The sequence below is a fragment of the Kitasatospora sp. NRRL B-11411 genome (assembly GCF_000721345.1).
In the GTDB taxonomy this organism is placed as follows: domain Bacteria; phylum Actinomycetota; class Actinomycetes; order Streptomycetales; family Streptomycetaceae; genus Kitasatospora; species Kitasatospora cineracea.
Window position 1 is genome coordinate 1 of the sequence record NZ_JOGH01000057.1, and the last position, 21,212, is coordinate 21,212.

At 74.0% G+C, this 21,212-nt stretch carries 19 protein-coding genes and 1 pseudogene; 6 read left to right on the top strand and 14 right to left on the bottom strand.

All coding sequences use genetic code 11. From position 1 onward, the window contains the following. Nucleotides 1-386: 386 nt before the first annotated feature. The 3 genes from IH44_RS0123725 to IH44_RS43030 all read left to right on the top strand — a co-directional run bounded on the left by IH44_RS0123725 (nt 387) and on the right by IH44_RS43030 (nt 1,996). Complete coding sequence (locus IH44_RS0123725) at nt 387-656, top strand: DUF6059 family protein (RefSeq protein WP_030461720.1); 270 nt, start codon at nt 387-389, stop codon at nt 654-656. 402 nt (nt 657-1,058) lie between these two features. Continuing rightward, the gene (locus IH44_RS0123730) at nt 1,059-1,460 is read left to right on the top strand and encodes a hypothetical protein (RefSeq protein ID WP_030461721.1); all 402 of its coding nucleotides are present in this window, start codon (nt 1,059-1,061) and stop codon (nt 1,458-1,460) included. Nucleotides 1,461-1,465: 5 nt separating this feature from the next. Then, complete coding sequence (locus tag IH44_RS43030) at nt 1,466-1,996, top strand: MarR family winged helix-turn-helix transcriptional regulator (protein ID WP_232795057.1); 531 nt, start codon at nt 1,466-1,468, stop codon at nt 1,994-1,996. A 312-nt stretch (nt 1,997-2,308) separates the two neighbouring features. Here IH44_RS43030 and IH44_RS0123740 read toward each other — a convergent pair whose 3' ends face one another. From IH44_RS0123740 to IH44_RS0123755, 4 genes are all read right to left on the bottom strand, one after another. Beyond that, nucleotides 2,309-3,541, bottom strand: a complete 1,233-nt coding sequence (locus IH44_RS0123740) for a beta-ketoacyl synthase N-terminal-like domain-containing protein (RefSeq protein ID WP_030461723.1) — start codon at nt 3,539-3,541, stop codon at nt 2,309-2,311. Continuing rightward, a complete protein-coding gene (locus IH44_RS0123745; RefSeq protein ID WP_030461724.1) occupies nt 3,538-4,809 on the bottom strand; it encodes a beta-ketoacyl synthase in 1,272 nt (423 codons plus the stop codon). Before IH44_RS0123745 ends, IH44_RS0123740 begins: the two co-directional genes overlap by 4 nt. Beyond that, entirely contained in the window at nt 4,806-5,579 is a 774-nt protein-coding gene (locus tag IH44_RS0123750; protein ID WP_051817251.1) for a thioesterase II family protein, read from the bottom strand. The genes IH44_RS0123745 and IH44_RS0123750 overlap by 4 nt, the downstream gene beginning before the upstream one ends. 155 nt (nt 5,580-5,734) lie before the next feature. After that, a complete protein-coding gene (locus tag IH44_RS0123755) occupies nt 5,735-6,556 on the bottom strand; it encodes an AfsR/SARP family transcriptional regulator (RefSeq protein WP_030461726.1) in 822 nt (273 codons plus the stop codon). A gap of 497 nt (nt 6,557-7,053) precedes the next feature. Between IH44_RS0123755 and IH44_RS0123760 the strand changes: the two genes are divergently transcribed. Next, nucleotides 7,054-8,085, top strand: coding sequence for an AfsR/SARP family transcriptional regulator (locus tag IH44_RS0123760; protein WP_030461727.1), 1,032 nt, complete (start codon nt 7,054-7,056; stop codon nt 8,083-8,085). A gap of 56 nt (nt 8,086-8,141) precedes the next feature. Here the strand turns inward: IH44_RS0123760 and IH44_RS0123765 are convergent, their stop codons facing one another. The 6 genes from IH44_RS0123765 to IH44_RS0123790 form a co-directional block, all read right to left on the bottom strand. After that, entirely contained in the window at nt 8,142-8,774 is a 633-nt protein-coding gene (locus tag IH44_RS0123765) for a ScbR family autoregulator-binding transcription factor (protein WP_035956204.1), read from the bottom strand. Between the two features lie 11 nt (nt 8,775-8,785). Beyond that, a complete protein-coding gene (locus IH44_RS0123770) occupies nt 8,786-10,381 on the bottom strand; it encodes an acyl-CoA carboxylase subunit beta (RefSeq protein ID WP_369794984.1) in 1,596 nt (531 codons plus the stop codon). Between the two features lie 130 nt (nt 10,382-10,511). After that, complete coding sequence (locus IH44_RS0123775) at nt 10,512-10,718, bottom strand: acyl-CoA carboxylase subunit epsilon (RefSeq protein ID WP_030461730.1); 207 nt, start codon at nt 10,716-10,718, stop codon at nt 10,512-10,514. Between the two features lie 249 nt (nt 10,719-10,967). Continuing rightward, nucleotides 10,968-11,438 carry a carboxymuconolactone decarboxylase family protein gene (locus IH44_RS0123780; protein ID WP_030461731.1) on the bottom strand — a complete coding sequence of 157 codons (471 nt, stop codon included), beginning with the start codon at nt 11,436-11,438 and terminating at the stop codon, nt 10,968-10,970. 182 nt (nt 11,439-11,620) lie between these two features. Then, nucleotides 11,621-12,253: a ScbR family autoregulator-binding transcription factor gene (locus IH44_RS0123785; protein WP_030461732.1), complete on the bottom strand. Its 633-nt coding sequence runs from the start codon at nt 12,251-12,253 to the stop codon at nt 11,621-11,623. 104 nt (nt 12,254-12,357) lie between these two features. Continuing rightward, nucleotides 12,358-13,179 (bottom strand): AfsR/SARP family transcriptional regulator, encoded by an 822-nt coding sequence (locus IH44_RS0123790; protein WP_030461733.1) that lies wholly within the window; start codon nt 13,177-13,179, stop codon nt 12,358-12,360. Nucleotides 13,180-13,848: 669 nt separating this feature from the next. On the opposite strand from IH44_RS0123790, the gene IH44_RS0123795 reads away from it, so the two are divergent. Continuing rightward, a complete protein-coding gene (locus IH44_RS0123795) occupies nt 13,849-14,778 on the top strand; it encodes a ScbA/BarX family gamma-butyrolactone biosynthesis protein (protein ID WP_232795056.1) in 930 nt (309 codons plus the stop codon). A 239-nt stretch (nt 14,779-15,017) separates the two neighbouring features. Beyond that, on the top strand, nt 15,018-15,668 hold the full coding sequence (locus IH44_RS44460; RefSeq protein ID WP_081967077.1) for a ScbR family autoregulator-binding transcription factor: 651 nt from the start codon (nt 15,018-15,020) through the stop codon (nt 15,666-15,668). Between the two features lie 114 nt (nt 15,669-15,782). On the opposite strand, the pseudogene IH44_RS48325 reads toward IH44_RS44460, so the two are convergent. The 4 genes and pseudogenes from IH44_RS48325 to IH44_RS0123820 form a co-directional block, all read right to left on the bottom strand. Next, nucleotides 15,783-17,231, bottom strand: a pseudogene (locus IH44_RS48325) (FAD-dependent monooxygenase); the annotation flags it as partial. 115 nt (nt 17,232-17,346) lie between these two features. Next, complete coding sequence (locus tag IH44_RS0123810; RefSeq protein ID WP_051817252.1) at nt 17,347-17,748, bottom strand: DUF6009 family protein; 402 nt, start codon at nt 17,746-17,748, stop codon at nt 17,347-17,349. Continuing rightward, nucleotides 17,745-19,268, bottom strand: a complete 1,524-nt coding sequence (locus IH44_RS0123815; RefSeq protein ID WP_030461738.1) for a phage/plasmid primase, P4 family — start codon at nt 19,266-19,268, stop codon at nt 17,745-17,747. Before IH44_RS0123815 ends, IH44_RS0123810 begins: the two co-directional genes overlap by 4 nt. Further along, nucleotides 19,265-20,272 carry a bifunctional DNA primase/polymerase gene (locus tag IH44_RS0123820; protein WP_030461739.1) on the bottom strand — a complete coding sequence of 336 codons (1,008 nt, stop codon included), beginning with the start codon at nt 20,270-20,272 and terminating at the stop codon, nt 19,265-19,267. Before IH44_RS0123820 ends, IH44_RS0123815 begins: the two co-directional genes overlap by 4 nt. Between the last annotated feature and the right edge of the window lie 940 nt (nt 20,273-21,212).

The following is a 21,212-nucleotide window of genomic DNA, read 5'->3' on the forward strand; positions in this document are numbered from 1 at the left end:
CCCCACCACCCTCCCGCCACCACCGCTGCGACCACTCGCCCGCCCCCGCCCGCACCCCGCCGCAGCCGGCTCCGCCGGGCTCCGCGGCCCGCGCCCCGGCGGTCCCGCACCGGCCCGCCGCTCCAGCGCCGCTCCGGAACGGCCCGGCCGATCCGCCACCGGGCCCCGAGCCGTCCACCCGCTGGGTTCGAGAGGACGTCCAGCCCCGGGGCCGACACTCGGTCACACGGGCAGCCCCCGGCGGTGCCCTCCCCGGTGGACACCGTGCCGCGGCACCCGGAGCGGCCTCCTCACCGAGGCCGCCCGCGCCGCGGGGCCGCCCACCGGTCTCCCCCGTACCGGTGGACGGCCCCGCGTGCCGCCCCGGCCCCCTCCCGGAGGCGTTCATGCGTGTCCTGCTGCTGCCCTGGCGTTTCGTCCGCTCCTTCTGGGACGGGCTGGTGACCCTCGGCCTCCTGCACACCGGCGAGAGCAACGACCCCCACGACCTCGCCCTGCGCCACCCCGACAGCACCCTCCCCCTCACCGCTGCCCCGGCCTTCGGCCCCCCGCCCGGCCACCCCGAACAGCTCCGCCCCGACCTCCCGCTGACCGCCCTCGAACGCCGGCTCCGCCGCGAACTCCAGCAGCCCACCCGGGCCGGCGACTTCGCCTGACGCCGCGCCGGTCGACGACGCCGCCGACCCGCCCCGGAACCGGCCCCCGACCGCACTGCAATACGTGTCGCCCCGGGCAGTCGCCGGTGAACCGGTCCGCTGTGCCGCAACTGACAGCCGGATCCCCGCACCCCTCCCCGGCGTCGTAGGCCAGCTGCCCTTCCGAATGACCGGGTACGGGCAGCACCTGCGCCATCAGGACCGATCCGGCGGGGGCGGGGTCCGGAGGAGCCCCCGCCGGCACTCCGCGCGGCTGGAAGCCGGGCACGTCCGGCGGAAGGGCAGCCAACCCGCCGTCCGTCCAGGCGGGTTTCTTTTAAGAAGGGGGAGGGGCCTTGACCTGCGGAAACCCTGATTCTGCATCAGCCCTAGGCGGAATATATCCCTTCGAGGTCCAGGGAGTTGTATCAGCCCCATACCGCGATACATCTCGGCTCGGTTCCGTTCCCGGAGGGTGGTGCGGAGGAGGACTTCGCGAGGGGTCTGGCCGATCTGATCGGCAGCGGCCTTGAGCAACTGCAGGCGCAGAACCCCAGCATCGGGTTCACGCTGGTCGCCAATACCGAGAAGCCGCGCAAGCGCGCGTTGACGTACAGCGGAGCCTGGGTCGCGACGGATCGGGAGCTGCTGGCGAACGTCTGGCGCTTCGACTTCACGAAGCGCGAGCGCGCGGTGCCGGACATCATGACCGCGGAGATCGACGAGGCCGGGCAGTGGCGCGGGACTCAAAGTGAGCTCGCTCGGATCGGCCGGGCCGTGATGGACATGAAGAGGATCAAGATTCCCTACGAGAAGGCGGCGTGAGCACGATGACGACTGCATCGGGTCCCACTCCGCTTGTGGCGTTCTGGTTCAACAGCCTGCTCTTCGAGTACCTGCCGAACGCCGGCCTGACCCCGACCGAGCGGGATGTCCTGGACATCCTCTTCGCCCGACAGGAGCCGGGCGGCGTGGTCTTCATCACCCAGGCGGTCCTCAGCGAGCGCTTGGGGGTGCAGCAGCCGAATATCAGCAAGGCGCTGGGACGGCTCTCGGACCTGGGGATCATCGACCCGCCCCACCTCCGGCGCCGCGGCCGGATCCGGCTGCACAAGCTGCTGGCGGCCCAGGAGGGCCCCCGGCAGGCTATCGCCGCCGTGCACGACGAGAGCCTGGACGACTGGCCGCTGAACATCCCCACGACCCGGACGCGCCCGGCCCGGATCGCTTCTCCCTCGTCGCCGAAGGCGGACTCGGAAAGGGCCGGTCGGCGGGGCGGCGCTTCCCCGGCAACCGTGGGCGCCTCCGAACCCGGGAGCGGGCGGAAACGGACCGGTCGCCCAGGACTCCGAGTCGTGTGACGAATGCATATGAACCTACATATGGCGAGCGGCAGCTAGAGCGCTGACCTGCGGGTTTGCCGGGCAGGGCGATGGATGCATGGCAAAACATATGCGTCCTCACATGTTCTGGACGCGGTCCTGCGCACAGTCGTCGCCGATCAGCAGCAACCTGCCTTCCCTGTCACGTCGTTCACCGCGTCGAGCAGCCTGCGGAAGACGCGGCGCGACTCGGTGGATCCGGTGCCCACACCTCACGGTCAGGCACGCCACCCCAGCGGTAATCCGGTCGAGGGCCTCAGCGGCTCGTCCCGTTCGCACCGCTCGTCCCGTTCACGCCGCGGCCGCCCGGACCACCAGCGCCGAGTTGAACCCGCCCCGGCCGCGGGCCAGCACCAGGACGTGGCGCAGCCCCGGCAGCTCCCGGGGTTCCCCGACGACCAGGTCGAGCGGGCAGTCGGCCGCGGTCCGCACCGTGCCGGTGGTCGGCGGCAGCAGCCCGTCGCGCAGCGCGAGCAGCGCGGCGGCCACGTCGAGCGCGGAGCCGCCCGCGCCGAGCCGGCCGGTCATCGACTTGGGCGCGGTGACCGGCACCCCGTGCGGCCCGAACAGGTCGGCCAGCGCGGCCGCCTCGGCCCGGTCCTCGGCCCGGTTGCCGGCCCCGTCGGCGAAGACCGCGCCGATCTGCTGCGGGGTCACTCCGGCGTCGGCCAGGGCCAGTTCGGCGGCCTCCTTGAGCCGGGGGCGGCCGGGGACGCCGTCGAAGGTGGCGGCGCAGCCGGCCACCGCGCCGTAGCGGGCGGCGCCGCGTTCGGCGGCCTCCCGGGCGTCCTCGAGGACGAGCAGCGCGCCGCCCTCGCCCGCGACGTGGCCGCTCGCGTCGGGGGCGAAGGGCAGGTAGGCGCGCTGCGGGTCGGTGGAGGTGCTGAGCCGGCCGTCGGACAGCAGGGCGGCCCAGCCCCAGGGGCACAGCGCGGAGTCGACGCCGCCGGCCACCATGAGGGTGGCGCCCCGGCGGATCTCGCGGCGGGCCCGGGCGATCGCGTCGAGGCCGCCGGCCTGTTCGCTGACCACGGCGGTGGCGGGGCCGCGGAGCCGGTGCTGGATGGCGATCTGGCCGGTGTGCGCGGCATGGAACCAGGCGGAGGACTGGTAGGCGCTGACGTACTTGGCGCCCCGGCCCCAGAGCGCCTCGAGGCCGCGCTGGCCGAACTCGGTGCCGCCGGTGGCGCTGCCGGTGACGACTCCGGCGAGGTGGCCGTGGTGGTTGGTCGGGGTGGCGCCGGAGTCGGCCATCGCCTCGCGGGCGGCGGCCAGTCCGAGCCGGGTGGCCCGGTCGGTGCTGGGCAGCAGCCGGCTGGAGACGTGCTCCTCGTCCACGAAGTCGCGGACCTCGCCGGCGATCCGCACCGGGTAGCCGGAGGCGTCGAAGCGGGTGATCGGGGCGATGCCGCCGCGGCCGGCCAGCAGGCTCTTCCACCAGGTGTCGGTGCCGAGCCCGTTGGGCGCGGCGACGCCGATGCCGGTGACGACCACCTCGGCGTCCTCGGTCCGTCCCCCGTTCACGCCGCCTCCTGCAGCCGGGGCCGGGTCAGCACGGCGGCGGTGTGGAAGCCGCCGAAGCCGCTGGCGACGCTGAGCACGGTGCTGGTGCGCTGCTCGCGGGCGATCAGCGGGGTGTAGTCGAGGTCGCAGATCGGGTCGGGCCGGTGCAGGTTCGCGGTGGGCGGCACGGTGCTGCGGGCGATGGCCAGCACGCCGGCCACCACGTCCAGGGCGCCGGCGGCGCCGAGCGCGTGCCCGATCATCGACTTGATGGAGCTGATCGGGACGCGCCGGGCGTGGTCGCCGAGGCCGAGCTTGAGCGCGTGCGTCTCGTGCCGGTCGTTGTGCCGGGTGCCGGCGCCGTGCGCGTTGATGTAGTCGACGTCCACCGGGTTCAGCCGGGCCTCGTCGAGCGCGGCCCGGATCGCGCCGGCCATCTCCTGCCCGTCGGGGCGCAGCCCGGTCATGTGGTGCGCGCTGGTGTACGTGGCGAAGCCGGACAGCTCGGCGTAGGCGTGGGCGCCGCGGCGGCGGGCGTGCGCGAGCTCCTCGAGGATGACGACGGCGGAGCCCTCGCCGAGCACGAAGCCGTCGCGGGTGCGGTCGAAGGGGCGGGAGGCCGTCCCGGGTTCCTCGTTGCGCGGGCTGGTGAGCTGGATCCGGTCGAAGCAGGCCATGGCGATCGGGGAGATCGGCGCCTCGGCGCCGCCGGCGATCATCACGTCGGCGCTGCCGTCGCGGATCAGTTCGGCGGCGTGGCCGATCGCGTCCAGGCCCGAGGTGCAGCCGCTGGAGACCAGGCCGACCGGCCCCTGCGCCCAGCTGTCCCGGGCCACCGCGGCGGCGACCGAGCTGGGCACGAGGTAGTCGTAGAGGACGTCGGTGGCCTGGGTGTGGTCCACCGTCCAGGCGGCGCCGTAGTCGCTGAGCAGCGCGTACTGGGTGGCCAGGCCGGTGACGCAGCCGACGGCGCTGCCCAGGGTGACGCCGCAGCGCAGCGGGTCGGCGGCGATGCTGTCGGCGATGCCGCTGTCGGCGATCGCCTCGCGGGCGCTGACCAGGGCGAACTGGGCGGTCCGGTCGAGGCGTTCGGTGTCGGCGAGGGTGAAGCCGTGCGCGGTGGGGTCGAAGTCGACCTCGGCGGCGATCCGCGAGCGGTAGGCGGAGGCGTCGAAGATGGTGATGCCCCGGGTCGCGGTGCGGCCGGAGGTCAGCAGGTTCCAGAAGTTCCCGGCGCCGATCCCGCCGGGGGCGACGACGCCGATGCCGGTGATGACGACGCGCCTCACCGCCGGCCTCCGAGGGCCAGGGCGGCGGCCCGGTCGCGGCAGGCCTGGCCGACCAGGCGCGGCAGTTCGGGGGTGCCGACGAAGAAGTGGTCGCCGTCGACGGTGCGCGCCTCGACCCGCCCGGTGGCCCAGCCCCGCCACTCCTCGAGCAGCGCGGGCACGGCCAGCGGGTCGTCGCGGCCGGCGAAGACCAGCACGGGGGTGTCCACCTGGCCGCCGGTGACGGAGTCCAGCGCGGCCTGGCGCAGCGAGCCGGCCAGCCGCAGGTCGTCGCGGAGCACGGGCAGCACGGCGCGGTGCCACAGCCCGCCGGGCCGGGCCATCTCGCCCGCGGGCAGCGAGCCGAGCCGGTCCAGGATCGGCAGCAGGTGCTCGTCGGGCAGGTCGGCGGCGCTGACCAGGGCGGTGGCCACGTGCGGCGGCAGGCAGGCGCCGACCGCGAGGAACAGCGGGGGCGGCGCGCCGGTGTCGGTGAGCGCCCGGGTGAGGGTGTACGCGACCAGGGCGCCCATGCTGTGGCCGTACACCGCGTACGGCCCGGTGCCGGCCCGTTCGGTGAGGATCGGCATCAGGTCGGCGAGCAGGGCGGCCCGGTCGGTGACCCGGGGTTCGCGGCGGCGGCCGTCGCGGCCGGGCAGCAGGAGGGGCACCACGTCGACGTCGGGTCCGACCAGGGACGGCCAGCGGCGGTAGCCCGCCACTCCGCCGCCCGCGTGGCCGAGGCAGTAGAGCGTGGTCCGCTCCCCGCCGGCATCCGTCAGAGCAGTCATCCGTGGTCCTCCTCCTGCGATGCCGGTGCCTCACCCGGGAAGCCGCGGGGCCGGCCGTGGGACGCGGCGGCCTGCGCCGGCACCGCGGGGGCGCGGCCGTCCGCGGACCGAGCCTGTCCTGTCCGCCTCGAGCCGTGCTCGGCCCGGGTTCGGGCTCAGGCCGCGTACAGGTCGAAGGTGGAGGTGCGCCGGGGGCCGGCGGCGGTGTCCAGCAGCGGGTCGACGACGAGCATCGCCTGGTGCATCCGCTGGAGCTGGGGGGAGGGTTCGACGCCGAGCTCCTCGATGAGCCGGTGACGCAGCCGGCGGTAGACGTCGAGCGCGGCGGCCTGCCGGCCGGAGCGGTAGAGCGCGACCATCGCCTGCGAGTGCAGCCCCTCGTGCTGGGGGTGGCGGGCGATCAGGTCGGTGAGCTCGGCGAGCAGTTCGGAGTGCCGGCCCAGCCGCAGGTCGGCGTCGATCCGGCGCTCCCGGGCGACCAGCCGGCTCTCCTCCAGGCGCATGACCTCGATCTCGAGGACGGGGCCGACCCGCACGTCGACCAGGGCGGAGCCCTCCCAGAGGTCGAGCGCCTCGCGCAGCCGGGAGGCCGCGGTCTCGTCCTCGCCGTCCTCGAAGGCCTGTCTGCCCTCGAGCAGCAGGCGTTCGTAGGTGTAGACGTCGACGGCCTCGCTGGGGACCTGCAGCAGGTACCCGCCGTAGCGGGTGGCGAGCACCTCCTTGGCGGAGCCCGGCGCGTCCGGGCCCATGGCGGTGCCCAGCAGGCGGCGCAGCTGGAGGATGTAGGTCTGCAGCGTGGTCAGGGAACTCTGCGGCAGCTCGGTGCCCCAGATCTCCTCCATGAGTGTCGGGACCGGGACGACCCGGCCCGGGTACAGGGCCAACAAGGCCAGGATCTGGCGGGGCTTCCCCGCCGTCGGGACGACAGAGATCCCGTTGACTTCGGCACTCAGAGCGCCCAGTACTTTAATCTTCATGGCTTCCCCTCCCCTTCGCCTCGGGGCATTCTCCGCCATATCCTCCAGCGGATGGCAAGGGATCCGAGGGTGCGTACCATCCGTTCGCCAGCCATTCTCTAGTGAATGTCGAGAGAAACTCCAAGAAGGGCGCCGAAACCCCCCTGACACCGCCCTGACGCCGGGCTGACAAATCCGCCGGACAGGCCTCCCACCTGCGAGTACGTGCGTTCCTCCGCACACTTCCCGACGCCCTTTCCCGCGCACCCGAACCTTCACGCTCCCCTCACCCGGACGCCCCCCGGGCGGCATTTCCGGGCCTCGAGAACGGGTCGGGCGCGGCCCGTCCTCGAGAAATCCTCCACGACCCCCTGAAAGCCGCTGGCGGACGGCGGACCGCGGGCCCGGTCGGGCGCTAGCGTCCTGTCTCCGGGCAATTCCCCTCCCGGCCCTCGGGAAGCCGCCTTCGCCCGGCGCCCCCGCCCCCCGGTCCGCCGGTCCCCCCGTGCGAGGAAGCGATGGAGTTCGGAATCCTGGGCCCCGTCCAGGTGTACGACGAGAGCACCGGCCGGGGCGTGGTGCCCCCCGGTGCCAAGCAGCGCGCCCTGCTGGGCGCGCTGGTGGTCAAGGCCGGCCAGGTCGTGCCGGTGGAACGCCTCGTCGACGAACTGTGGGACGAGCACCCCCCGGCCAACGCCGCCAACGCCCTGCAGGCCCACGTGGCCCGGCTGCGCCGCCTGCTGCCCCCGCCCGCCCCCGGCGAACCGCCGCACGAGTGGCTGGTCACCCGCCCGCTCGGGTACGCGCTGCGGCCCGGGCGGATCGACACCGACGCCCGGCGCTTCCACCGGATGGTCGCCGAGGGCCGGGCCCTGGCCGGCGCCGACCCCGGCCTGGCCGCCGACGCCCTGCGCGAGGCCATGGCCCTGTGGCGCGGCCCCGCCCTGGAGGGCAGCGGACGCGGCGCGATCTGCTCGGCCGAGGCCTCGCTGCTGGAGGAGAGCCGCCTGGTCGCCCTGGAGGCGCTGTACGACGCCTGCCTGCGGGCCGACCGCTGCGACGGCATCACCGGCGAACTCGAGGAACTGACCACCGCCCACCCGCTGCGGGAGCGCTTCTACGACCTGCTGATGGCCGCGCTGCACCGCTGCGGCCGCCGGGCCGAGGCGATCGGGGTGTACGACCGGGCGCGCCGCCGCCTGCTGCGCGACCTGGGCGTCGAACCCGGCCCGATCCTGCGCGAGCGGGTGGAGGCGGTCCTGGACCACCGGGAGCCCGGCCCCGGCCCGTGGCCGTCCGGCCGCACCGCGGCGGCGTACCCGGCCGCGGCGGCGTTCCCGGCCGCGGTCACGGCGGTGGCCGCGGGGAGCCGGGCCGGGCCGGCCGGCGAGGTCGGTGCGGCCGGCGAGGTCAGCGCGGCCGCCGAGGTCGGCGCGCTGCGCGAGGAGGTGGTCCGGCTCAACAGCCGCCTCGAACAGCTCTCCCGGGACCAGCGGGAACTGCTCGGCCGCCTGGAGCGGCTCAGCGCCCGGCGGACGGCGCTGCGCTGAGGCCGCCCGGGCCGCGCCGACAGCCCCGGGCCGCGGCCGTCCCGCCCCGGGGCGGGCTACTCCTCCGGCGCCTCGGTGTCCACGCCGTCGGCCGACAGGGTGGCGAGCAGGCCGGTGGGGGCCAGGGTGGGCAGCAGCAGGCGCCAGAACCGGCCGACCGTCCGCGGGTCGAGCCACTCCGGCTGCCGGGTGCCCAGCACCTCCATGCCGACGGTGCCGGCCACCACCGCGGTCGCGGCCTCCTCCGGCACCACCTCCGGGCGCAGTTCGCCGCGCTCGCCCGCCTGCCGGAGCGTCTCCCGCACCCAGTGCTGCCAGTACCCGCGCAGGTCGACGCCGGGCAAGCGGGCCGGGTCGCCGCCGAGCTCGAAGCCGGCCCGCAGCACCACGTCGTCGCTCAGCTCCCGGGCGAGCCGGTAGGTGGCGTCGACCAGCCGCTGCAGGCAGCAGTCGGCCGCCTTCGGGCCGTCGGCGGTGACGGCCCGGAGGCGGGCCAGCGCGGACTCCTCGACCGCGTCCGCCACCGCGGCCTTGTTGGCGAAGTGGAAGTGCAGCGCACCGTTGCTCACCCCGGCCCGTCTGCTGATCGTGGCGAGCGAGGCGACCGTGAACCCCTCCTGGTGGAACATCTCCGCCGCGGAGCGGACCAGGGTCTCCCTGGTGCGCAGTGCACGTTCCTGTTTGACCATCAGCGCTCCATCTACTGCGGGGGGTTGCCGTGCTTCCGGGCGGGAGCGTCGACATGCTTGTTGCGGAGCATGTCGAGCGAGCGGATGAGCACCTCGCGGGTCTCGGCCGGGTCGATGACGTCGTCCACGAGGCCGCGCTCGGCCGCGTAGTACGGGTGCATCAGCTCGCTCTTGTACTCCTTGATCTTCTGCGCACGCATCGCCTCGGGATCCTCGGCGGCGGCGATGTCACGACGGAAGATGACGTTGGCGGCGCCCTCGGCGCCCATCACGGCGATCTCGTTGGTCGGCCAGGCGAACGACAGGTCCGCGCCGATGGACTGCGAGTCCATCACGATGTAGGCGCCACCGTACGCCTTGCGCAGGATCACCGAGATCCGCGGCACGGTGGCGTTGCAGTAGGCGTACAGCAGCTTCGCGCCGCGCCGGATGATGCCGCCGTGCTCCTGGCCGACGCCGGGCAGGAAGCCGGGGACGTCCTCCAGCGTGACGATCGGGATGTTGAAGGCGTCGCACATCTGCACGAAGCGCGCGCCCTTCTCGCTGGCCTCGATGTCCAGCACGCCGGCCAGGGTGGACGGCTGGTTGGCGACGATGCCGACGACCATGCCGTTGAGCCGGGCCAGCGCGCAGATGAGGTTGCGCGCCCAGCGCTCGTGCACCTCGAGGTACTCGCCGTCGTCGACGATCTCCTCGATCACCTTTGCCATGTCGTAGGGGCGGCTGCCGTCCGCCGGGACGAGGTCCAGCAGCACCTCGGAGCGCCGGGTCTGCGGGTCGGTGCACGGCACGCACGGCGGGTACTCGCGGTTGTTCTGCGGCAGCATCGACAGCAGGTAGCGCACCTCGGCGATGCAGGTCTCCTCGTCGTCGTACGCGAAGTGCGCCACACCCGAGGTGCCGGAGTGGACGTCGGCGCCGCCGAGCCCGTTCTGGGTGATCTCCTCACCGGTGACGGCCTTGACCACGTCCGGGCCGGTGATGAACATCTGGCTGGTCTCGCGGACCATGAACACGAAGTCGGTGAGCGCGGGGGAGTAGGCCGCGCCGCCGGCGCAGGGGCCGAGCATGACGGAGATCTGCGGGATGACGCCGGAGGCCTTGGTGTTGCGCTGGAAGATGCCGCCGTAACCGGCCAGCGCCGAGACGCCCTCCTGGATGCGCGCGCCGGCCCCGTCGTTGAGGGAGACGAGGGGGGCGCCCGCGGCCAGGGCCATGTCCATGATCTTGTGGATCTTCTGCGCGTGGGCCTCGCCCAGCGCGCCGCCGAAGATCCGGAAGTCGTGCGCGTAGACGAAGACCGTGCGGCCCTCGACCTTGCCCCAGCCGGTGATCACGCCGTCGGTGTAGGGCTTCTTGGACTCGAGGCCGAAGCCCTGGGCGCGGTGCCGGCGCAGCGGCTCCACCTCGCGGAAGGAGTCCTCGTCGAGCAGCAGGGCGATCCGCTCCCGGGCGGTCAGCTTGCCCTTGGCGTGCTGCGCCTCGGTGGCCTTCTCGCTCGGCCCGGCGAGCACCTGCGCGCGGATCGCGTGCAGTTCGGCCACCTGGCCGTGCGAGTCCGCCGCCTCGGTCACTTCGATCGAGGCGTGGACAAGGTCATTTACCACAGTCACGACACAACCTCCCCATGGTGCGGCCCGATCGAGCGCCCTCACCATAACAAACCATCTGAGCGGTTTCTATGTGGGGAAGCGCGGCGCGCACGCAAATCTGCCATAGCCAAAAGACTGCTCGGTCCTATCGCCAGTTGTGCGGCGGGCGGTGCGCGACGACGGGGCGCTCGGGCCGCCACAGCGGAACGTTCGGGGTCTCCGCACCGTCGGACGGAACACTCCGTCCGGCCACTGCTGACCACAGCACCGCCATGACGACGGCGAGTTCCTCGTCACTGGCCCGGCCGCGCTCGACCCGCAGCGCAAGCATCCCGGTCTCCGAACCGCCCATTCCGCCTCCTCCGGCCTTCGAACACCGTCCGTCACCCGGCTATAGAGGCACCGCAGAAGCGCTTGAGGAACCGTTCAGAACGCACGGAGGACGGCTAAAGGAAACCGGTCGGTCCTTTTGTTTTTTCGGGTGGTGCGGGACGGCACCGAACGCCGGCGGGGCGGGCCGCACCGAGTTGCGGCCCGCCCCTTCGGCACTCCCGCGGGCGGAGGGGGAGGTCCCGTCCGCGGGAGGTGCCGTGCCGACGGCTCACCACTGGCCGGGCTGGTAGCTCCCCGCGGGCGTCCGGCAGATCACGTTCATCCGGTTGTAGGCGTTGATCAGGGCGATCGCCGAGACCAGCGCGGCGAGCTGCTCCTGGTCGTAGTGCGCGGCGGCGTTCGCCCACACCGCGTCGCTGACCCCGCCGGCCGCGTCGGCGATCCGGGTGGCCTCCTCGGTGAGCTCCAGCGCGGCGCGCTCGGCCTCGGTGAACACGGTGGCCTCGCGCCAGGCCGCGACCAGGTTGAGCCGCTCCGGCTGGTCCCCGGCGTGCACGGCGTCCTTGTAGTGCATGTCGGTGCACATCCCGCAGCCGTTGATCTGGCTGGCCCGCAGCAGCACCATGTGCTGGGTGGCGGCGGGGAGGCCCGACTCGGTGATCACCCGGCCCGCGGAGTTGATGGCCTTGGTGAACTTCCCGCCGGTGGCGGTGCTGTAGTAGGCGAAACGGGCTTCCATCCCGGGGCTCCTTCGGCTCTGCGCTCACTTGCACTGCGCTGACGGACGGCGCGGCGGCGATGTGACAGCCCGCCCCCGGAATCCCGCGTGACCCGCGTCACACCCGTCACGGCCGCACCCCTGGCCCCGCACCCCGGACCCCTGGTCCCCGCGCCTCGGGACTCCGCACCCCGGACCCGGCCTCACACCGCCACGGCGACGCCCGCCTCCCGGACCCGGTAGCGGGCCGGGTGGCCGGCCGGCACCAGCGCGGGCAGCAGCCAGTCCCACAGCTCGCCGGTGCGGCGCAGCAGCTCCGGCAGCGGCAGCCCGCTGCCGGCCAGCACCTCCAGCCCGCACACCACGACGGTCAGCAGCGTCCGCGGGCCGGGCCCGCCCACGTCCCGGCGCAGCGCCCCGTCCTGCCGGGCCCGCTCCAGCAGCCGCACCGTCTCGGCCGTCCAGGTCCGGCGCACGTCGCCGTCGGACGGCGCCCGGTCGGCGCGCTCGCCGCCGAGGCGGCAGCCGGCCCGGACCACCGCCTCCTGGTGCAGGGAGCGGGCCAGCCAGTACGTCAGGTCGATGAGCCGCTGCAGCGGCTCCCCGCCGGCGGCCTCCTGGCCGGCCAGGAAGCCCTCCAGCAGTTCCAGGGCCTGCTCCTGCACCGCGTCGGCCAGCTCGCCCTTGGAGCCGAAGTGGAAGTACAGCGCCCCCTTGGTGACACCGGCCTGCCGGGCGATCCGGTCCAGGGTCGCGCTGGCGTAGCCGCTGCGGTCGAAGGTCTCGGCACCGGCCCGCACCAGTCTGCGGCGGGTGCGCTCGGATCTGGCCTGCATCGCGTGCCTCCTTCTCTCGTTCCCGGGCGGCGGCCCGGCCTGCGGTCCGCGCCCGCCCGTTCCGCGGCGCACCCGCGGACCGGCCCGGCGCGGGCCCGGCGGCGTCAGCTCAGGCGGCTGAACCGCTCCCCGGTCCCGGCGGGGACCGGGTGGAGCGCGGGTTCGGGGCTGGCGGTCAGGATCGAGCGCTGCAGCCGCCGCAGGGCCGAGGACGGCTCCAGGCCCAGCTCCCGCACCAGGGCGTTGCGCAGCCGCTGGTAGGCCTCGAGGGCTTCGGAGCGCCGGCCCGAGCGGTGCAGCGCCAGCATGAACTGGCCGTGCAGGTTCTCGTGGGTGCGGTGCCGGTTGACCAGCACGGTCAGCTCGGCGAGCAGCTCGCGGTGCCGGCCCAGCCGCAGGTCGGCCTCGATCCGCTGGTCGAGCGCGCACAGCCGGGTCTCCTCCAGCCGCTGGCGCTGTATCTCCAGCTGCGGGCCGGTCTGCACGTCGGCGAGGGCGGAGCCGGTCCACAGGGCGAGCGCGTCGCGCAGTTCGCGGGCGGCCCCGGCGAAGTCGCCGGCGTCCATGGCCCGGTAGCCCAGGCCGGCCTGCCGCTCGAACTCGCGCACGTCACTGGCACCGCCCGCGGTGTTGAGCAGGTAGCCGCCGGGCGAGGTGCTCAGCACGTCCTTGGCGGTGCGCGGATCGTCGTCGGGCAGGGCCGCGTCGATCAGCTCGCGCAGCTGCAGGATGTACGTCTGCAGCGTGGTGCGGGCGCTGCGCGGAGGGGTCCGCCCCCACAGTTCCTCGACCAGCGACGCCACCGGTACCACCCGGTCGGCGTGCAGGGCCAGCAGGGCCAGGACCTGTCGTGGCTTGGGCGCGGTGGGCGTCACCGACGTCCCGCGTTCCCTGACGTCCAACGCGCCCAGAACAGCGATGTCCATGTCGCCTCCTGTACGTACGTGAGTGATGGTCCGTCAGGTTCCTCAAGATCCGTTCACACGTACCGCCCTGACACTTGATCAGTAGAAAACGGGACGGCCGGTTTGTCAATACCAAACCGGCCATGCCGTTTTGTTTTCCTTGAGCCTGCGGAAGAACATGCAGGTCACAGCCTTGAGCATCATTCAAGGGTCGCATCCGCCTGGAGTCCGGCCGTCTTCGAGGCCCTTCCGCTTGCCATTGATCCACATTTTCAGAACGAACGGTCTGTTTTGAGGCGCTCCGTGTCCGCAAAACCCCGGTCCAACCCGCAGAACGCCACCGAGGAGCAGCTCCGGCCACCTCGGGGCCGACGGCGCGCGGGCCTCGGACGGGGTGGTCGCGCTCCTGCCCCGCTGGCGGGCCGACACCCCCCAGCCTGCCCCGGAGGCCGTGCGCCGCAAGGCCATCGGCCTACAGGGAGGCTAGGGAACCGCTTGAGACGGAAGCGGTCGCTCGAGGTCCGGATCGAAGATGGCCGAGTCTTGGTCGCATATCGCTGGAAATAAAACCGGATGGTATATATCTTCACTCTCAGCGATCTGACCGTAACGCCATTCGACACGCCAGGGGGCAGCATGTCCGTGCGCACGTACCAGCGGGACCGGACCGCAACCAGCTCTTCACACCGAGTGACGATCCCTCAACCCCGCCGAGCGGGAACGCATCCTGCTGTCTCGCTGACCACCACGGTTCCGAAGGAGTTCGTCCACCGGGCCGCCGTCGCCGAGGTCCTGCTCACCGAGTGGGGCCGCGTCGACGACACCCGCTTCACCGCTCGGGCCCAGTGGCCCCGCGGCCACAGCTTCTTCACCCCCCTCCCGGGCGGGTACCACGACCCGCTGATCGCCACCGAGACGGTCCGCCAGATCGGCACGCTGCTGGCCCACACCGAGTTCGGCGTCCCGCTGGACCACCAGTTCCTGATGTGGGACTGCTCCTTCACCGTCGAGCCCGAGCAGCTGCGGATCGGGGACGCGCCGGCCTCGATCGACCTCGAGGTCTCCTTCGAGGAAGTGCGGCTGCGCGGCCGCAGGCTCACCGGCGGCCGCTACCGGGTCGTGCTGCGCCGCCACGGACGGGTGGCGGTGACCGGCGGCGCCTCCTTCACCTGCACCGCGCCCGAGGTGTACCGGCGGCTGCGGGGCGAACGGGCCCTCGGCCGCACCGGTCAGCTGCCGCTGACCGCCCCGACCGCGCCGCAGACCGTGGGACGGATGTCCCCCACCGACGTGGTGCTGTCCCCGGTCGGCGAACCCGGCCGCTGGCAGCTGCGGGTGGACACCCGCCACCCGGTGATCTTCGACCACCCGCTCGACCACGCCCCCGGGATGCTGCTCGTCGAGGCCGCCCGGCAGGCCGCCGCGGCCACCCTGGACTGCCAGGACTTCCTGCCGATCGCACTCGGCGCCGAGTTCAAGCGCTACGTCGAACTGGACGCGCCCTGCACGATCGAGGCCGTCCGGCTCCCGGGCGACGCCCCGGCCGTGCTGGTGACGGGCCACCAGTTCGGCGAGCAGGCCTTCAGCGCGACCGTGACCGGAGCGCCCTCCGCCCGCTGACCGGGCCCCCGCGGCCGCTCCCCGTGCCGGCCGCCGCAGGCCCGGTCCGCTCCTCCCCCGCCCGTCGGCGTCCTGCGCCGACGGGCGTCGCGCATCCCTTTACCACCCGATTGCCCCGGGTTTGCCGGACATCCGGTACGGAAGGACTTGTCCACAGCCTTGCGTCGCGCCGTAAGATACAAACTACGCGGTTTTTTTGGACGACGATCGGCCTTGTCCCACCAGGTCGAGGAGGCACAGTGGCAACACAAGACCGGGCCACCCGCACGCGCGGGGCCATCCTGAAAGCTGCGGCGCAGATCTTCGAGGAGCGCGGTTACCAGGCAACCACCATCGCCGAGATCCTCGCCGCCGCGGGGGTGACCAAGGGCGCGCTGTACTTCCACTTCCAGTCGAAGGAGGAGTTGGCGCACGGGGTGCTGGCCGAGCAGGACCTGAAACTCGTCATCCCCGAACGCCCCTGCCGGACGCAGGAGTTCGTCGACATGTGCTTCACCCACGCGCACCGGCTGCAGACCGAGCCGATGGTCCGGGCCGGCGTGCGCCTCTCACTGGACATGGAGGCCACCGGGCTCGACCGCACCGCGCCGTTCCGCGGCTGGCAGACGGCGGTCAGGGACGTGTTCGAACGGGCCCAGGCACAGGGGGAGCTGCTGCCGCACGTCGTGCCCGACGAGACCTCCTCGGTGGCGGTGGGCGCCTTCGCCGGGATCCAGCAGATGTCCCAGGTGCTGACCGACTACCAGGACCTGCCCGAGCGGATCGCCAGCCTGCTGCGGCACCTGCTGCCCAGCGTGATGCTGTCCTCCGTCCTGACCTCCCTGGACATCGCCCCCGACCGGGGTGCGCGGGTGTTCGCCGAGCTGACGGCCGTCCCGGCCGCGGGCTGACCGCCGGTACCCGTGCGGCGGCGGTAACGGCCCGCCCGGCCCGGTACTGCGGGCCCCGGCGCGGACCCCTGCCCGGCGGGCGGCGGGCGCCTGCGGGCGGCCGCCGAAGTGCGCCTCCAGCGCCTGCCCCAGCCCGCCGCCGCCGGCCGCCCAGGCCAGGTAGCCGTCGGGCCGCAGCAGCAGCGCCGGCTCCGGCAGCGCGTCCGCCCGGGCGGTGCGCACCACCGACAGCAGGCCCGCCCAGGGCCCGGCCTCGGCCAGGTACCGGCCGCCCCGCTCGCCCGCGAGCAGCAGCACCGGCCGGCCCGGCCCGAGCAGCCGGACCACGTCGGTCTCCCCGTCCGTGGTCGCCAGCCGGGTGTTGGGCAGGAACCGGCCCTCCCAGGCCGAGGCCCCGTCGGTGCGGGCCGGCAGCACGGTGTCCTGGGCGCTGATCAGGCCGCCGAGGTAGCCGCCGGCCGGCCCGGCCGCCTCCACCAGGTCGCCGAGCAGCCCGCGCAGCGGGTCCAGGAACGGGTCCGGGTTCATCAGGACGAGCTGCGCCCGGGTGTTGTCGATGACCCGCCGGGCGGCGGGCCGGCGCTCGGGGTCGTAGCTGTCCAGCAGCCGGGGCCCGGCCAGGCCGCGCACGGTGAGCGCGAGCTTCCAGCCGAGGTTGACGGCGTCCAGCAGGCCCGTCCCCAGGCCCTGGCCGCCGATCGGGAAGTGCACGTGCGCGCTGTCCCCGGCCAGCAGGACCCGCCCGGAGCGGAAGGTGTCGGCCAGCCGGGAGAAGTCGCTGAACCGGCTGGGCCAGCGGATGTCGGTCATCGGGACGTCGCGGCCCGCGATCCGGGCGGTCTGGCGTCTGAGCTCCTCCGGCGCGGGCGGCCGGCGGTCCGGCGCGGCCCCCGTGCAGTCCAGGACCCGCAGGTAGGTGCGGCCGCCGGGCAGCGCGGTGCAGACGATCCAGCCGCGCGGGGTGCGGTGCCAGCCGGGGCCCAGCGCGGCCGGGTCGGCGAGGGTGACCTCGCCGGCCAGGGCCGAGACCGTCGCGGGCGCGGTCGAGGAGCCGATGCCGGCCCGCTCCCGCACCAGGCTGTGCGCGCCGTCGGCGCCCACCAGGTAGTCGGCGCCGATCCGGACCGGGCCGTGCGGGCCCTCGGCCGTCACCTGCGCCCCGTCCGGCCCGGTGCGCACCTCGACCGCCCGGTACCCGCGCATGATCCGGGCGCCCGAGGCCCGGGCCCGGGCCTCGAACAGCCGCTCCAGGTCGGCCTGGGGGCGCTTGAGGATCGGCGCGGGCTCCTCGGCCGGGGCCGCCACCGACAGGCCCGGGATCCCGGCGAAGTGGAAGGAGCGGCTGACCGCGCCGTCGGCCGCGGGCGGCTCCAGGTAGCCGCGCCGCACCAGGCTCTGCACCACCCGGGCGTGCAGGGTGGTGGCCTTCGGCTGCTCCGACACCGCCCCGGCCGCCTCCAGCACCACCGTCCGGACCCCCTGCCCGGCCAGCTCCGCCGCGGTCAGCAGGCCCACCGGCCCGCCCCCGACCACCAGTACTTGCGCGCGTACCTGTCCCGTCATGCCGGCTCCCCCACCTGGCCACCGTTCGCGCCGCGCCGCGGACGGCACGCGCGACCACCGGCCAGAAAATATACCGGGCGCTCGGTTTTTTGCAACGCTCCGCAGCCGCCCGCTCTCAGCCCGGCAGGGCGGCCCCCGGCTCCGTCCGGCCCGCCAGCCGCAGGCCGCCCTCCGAGCGCCCGGTCTTCAGGCCCTTGCTGCCCGGCGCCACCGTGCTCGGGTCCACCGCCTCGGCCGGCGCCCCGGTCGCGTACAGCCCCGCGGGGTCGGTGTCCCGGTCGTGCGGCAGCAGCCAGAACACCCGCCGCCGGAAGGTCCCCGAGGACCGCGACGGCTTCGCCCCCGGACCCAGCTGCGCGTAGCCCACCATCCGGCCGTCGCGGTGGTAGGCCGGCCGGCCCCGGCGGGTCGGCAGCCGGTCCAGGCTCTGCCGCACGTAGTCCAGGCTGCCGATGTCCTCCAGCCAGACCAGCGCGGCCTCGTGGACGATCTCGTCCTCTGCGATGAGAGCGCTCATACCGTCTCCTCGTCAGCAAGCAGGCCGATGCCTGGGTAGTACTTGCGCTGGTTCGACAGGACCATCGCCTTCGGCGACACCAGCCCCACCGCCTCCCGGACCCTGGCCGCGAACCCCCGCGACGACAGCGGCGGAACGCCCTCGCCCAGGCACCAGGAACGGTAGGCCGCGTAGAGCTGGGCCTGCTCGGCCCGCAGCTCCGGGGCGACCCTGCAGGCCTCCGCGACGAACCGCCCGGTGTGGTCCTCGGTCTCGGCGTAGGCGTCGGTGGCGATCCGCACCCGCTCCGGACCGGCCAGGTCCTTGTCCCCCGCCAGGTAGCAACGGGCGCCCTCGATCAGCCAGTTGAGGATGCCCGGACCCTCCTCGGTGACCAGGACGTCCGCCAGGTTGTCGATCTTCCGGTCGTCGGAGACCACCCGCTCGAACGGGACCAGCCGCATCCGCCGCCAGAACGCGAAACCGCCGGTGCCCACCTCGGGCCGGTGGTTGCCCAGCAGCCACAGCTTGTGGGTCGGCTGGAAGCTGAAGAAGTCCTGCCGCATCCGCCGCGCCTTGATCCGGTCCCCGCCGGTCAGCAGCTTCACCCGGGCCTCGTCGAACCGGTCGCCGGGCCGGACCTCGCTGCAGACCACCACCCGGCGCCCGTGCAGCTCCGCCAGGTCGGTCGGGTGCCCCTCGTACGGACGGGCCATCAGGAACCCGGGCGGCGCCGCGTCCGCGTAGTCGCCCAGCAGCCGCATCAGCACGTCCAGCAGCACCGACTTGCCGTTCTTGCCGTAGCCGAACAGGAACGGCATCACCTGCCCGCCGACGTCGCCGGTCACCGAGTAGCCCAGCAGCAGGTGCAGGAAGGCGATCATCTCCGCGCCCTCCGCGTCCTCGCCGAAGGTGTCGGTCAGGAAGCGCTGCCAGCGCGGCGCGGGCACCGGCAGCGGCGTCACCGTGGTCGACCGGGAGTGGAAGTCCTTGTTCGGGTCCGGCGCGTGCATCCGCCCCGTCCGCAGGTCCACCACCCCGCCGGGGGTGCACAGCGCGTACGGGTCGGCGTCCAGCTTGGCCGCGTTGAGCACCATGCCGGGGGCCGTGCGGGCCTGTAACAGCATGGCGTGCATTCCGCTGGTGCTCAGCGCCCGGCGCCGGTGCTGCTGCAGCGCGGAGGCGGTGAACACCCCGCGCGGGTCGTCCGCCGCGATGCTCTCCGCCAGGTCGCCGGCCGCCCACAGCACGGTGTCGTCCTCGTCGTCCAGCCACCGGGTGCCGTCCCAGCGGTACCAGCCCAGCCCCGGCACGTGCCGGTAGTCGTCCGCGTACAGCTTGACGAACAGCTTGGCGTTGCCGCGGTCGGTCAGGGTGTCCGGGAGCAGGCCCTGGGCGGTCGCGCCGCCCCCGGCCAGGCCGGCGGGCACCTGGGCCTCGCCCGGCGCGGCCGGCTGCACCGCACTGGCCAGGATCTCCCGCGCCACCGCCCGGGCGTCGAACTGGGCGTCGAGCAGCGTGCTCCTCTCCGGAAGGCTCATCCGGGCGTCCCCCGCATCAGCGGGCGGCGCGCGCCCGCCCGCAGGCCGCTGCGGATGATCGCCGCGGCCCGCCGCTCCTGCCCCGGCCGGGCCAGCCCGGCCGCCTCGGTCAGCGCCCGCACCGCCTCCGCCTCGGTCAGGTACCCGGCCGCGGCCAGCCCCCCGGCGGTGTACGCCGCCCGGTTCAGCCGCTCGGAGAAGCCCGCCCCCTGCGCCAGCGCCCCGCAGGCCGCCACCTCCGCCAGCGGACCGGCCAGCAGCCCCGCCACCGTCCGACGGCCTCCACCGGCCCGCAGGACGGCCGCCAGCGCCCGCTGGGGCACCGCGGCCCGCCCCGGCTCCGCGACCGGCTGAGGGGCCGTCAGGTGCCCGGTGCGGCGCAGCTCGTGCGCCAGCCACCCCGGCAGCGGCGCGGGCTCCCGGACGGAGTCCACCGGCGTGTAGTCCCCCGCCGCGGTCCTGGTCCCCGGCGCCACGATGTAGCCCCCGTACGCCCGCACGTCCACCTGCCAGGCCAGCGCCCGCCCCGAGGACGAACCCGTCGAGCACAGCCACCGCTGCCCGGGCAGCGCCCGGTACCAGACGTGCAGGCCCCCCGAGGGCGTGCGCACCCGCAGCGTCCCGGTGTCCTCGGCCGGACTGGCCTCGCCGTGCAGCGCGGCCAGCACCGCCAGCGTGTGGAACCCGTTCTCCAGCCCGGTCAGGTCCGCGCCCTCCGGGATGACGATCCCGGGCAGCAGCCGGTCCCGGCCCGGCAGCGCGACCCGGTGCGCGTCCACGTCGACGACCACCAGCCCGGCCGGTCCGCAGGAGATCCCGACCCCGAAGCCCTCCCGCCCGCTCCACCACCGGTCCACCAGCGCCTGGTCCACCGTCGCCGCGTGGAACCCGTGGCACCAGCGCCCGCTGCGCAGGCACGCGCACCCCTGGTGGTGGTGCCCCGGCACCCGGCACGGCGCGCAGTTGCCCGCCGGGGTCTTGCGCCCCGACGCCAGCGGCAGCACCGGCCACCCCCGGGCGGCACACCACCGGGCCGTGGCCCACGGCCCCGACCCCGCCGGGATCTCGCTCCCCGCCGGACGGGGACGCGCCGATCCACTGCCCCGAGCCCACAGCTCCGCAGTCATGGCTCCCCCGTCAGCGACTCAAGCGACTCAACGAGGAAAACACACTAGCGATCCCCGATCACTCACTGTGCACCAAAAAACACCCGCTCCACCCCGTCCGCCCACGCCCGGGCCGGTCCCCGGCCGAAAAACCCCCGGCGGCCGGCAGCGACCCAGCGACCGAAGGCAGCGACCGAGCGACTCTTCGGTCGCTGCTCAGTCGCTGGACAAAATCCCAGGTCAGAGCAGGTCCAGCCGAAAAAACAGCGACTGAAGCGACTCAAGGTCCCTATATATCTCCGTCTCACGTACGCGGGGGCGCATACGCACACACACGTGAAATGGCTTCATATACCCGGACCTTCAGTCGCTTCGGTCGCTGTTTTCTCCCCCTCACCCCATCTGACCTGCACTTATACCAGCGACCGAAGCAGCGACCGAAGAGTCGCTCAGTCGCTGCCCTTCAGTCGCTCGGTCGCTGCCGGCCCCACCCGCCCCGCCCGACCCCCCATCCGCACTCCACCCCGGCCCGAGCCCCCGTCCACCGGATCTCCTCACCCACCGCCCCGATCCGGCCGCCCCGGACCCACGGTCGCTTCGGTCGCTGTTCCCCCACGACCCGCCACCCTCCGGCGGTCTGCCCGTACGAACCACGCCCGCCCCCGGGCGCCCCTCCGGCCCGGGCAACCCTCACAGCCCAGGACACAGTGGCCCCCGGGTCGCCACCTGAAGGCCGGTGGCGAGCAGAGTGCCCCCGCCAGGCCCAGCCGTGGTGCCGTGCCGGGGCTGATGCCAGTCGGGCCGAGCAAGAGTCAGCACCCCCACCCCCGACCGGGGC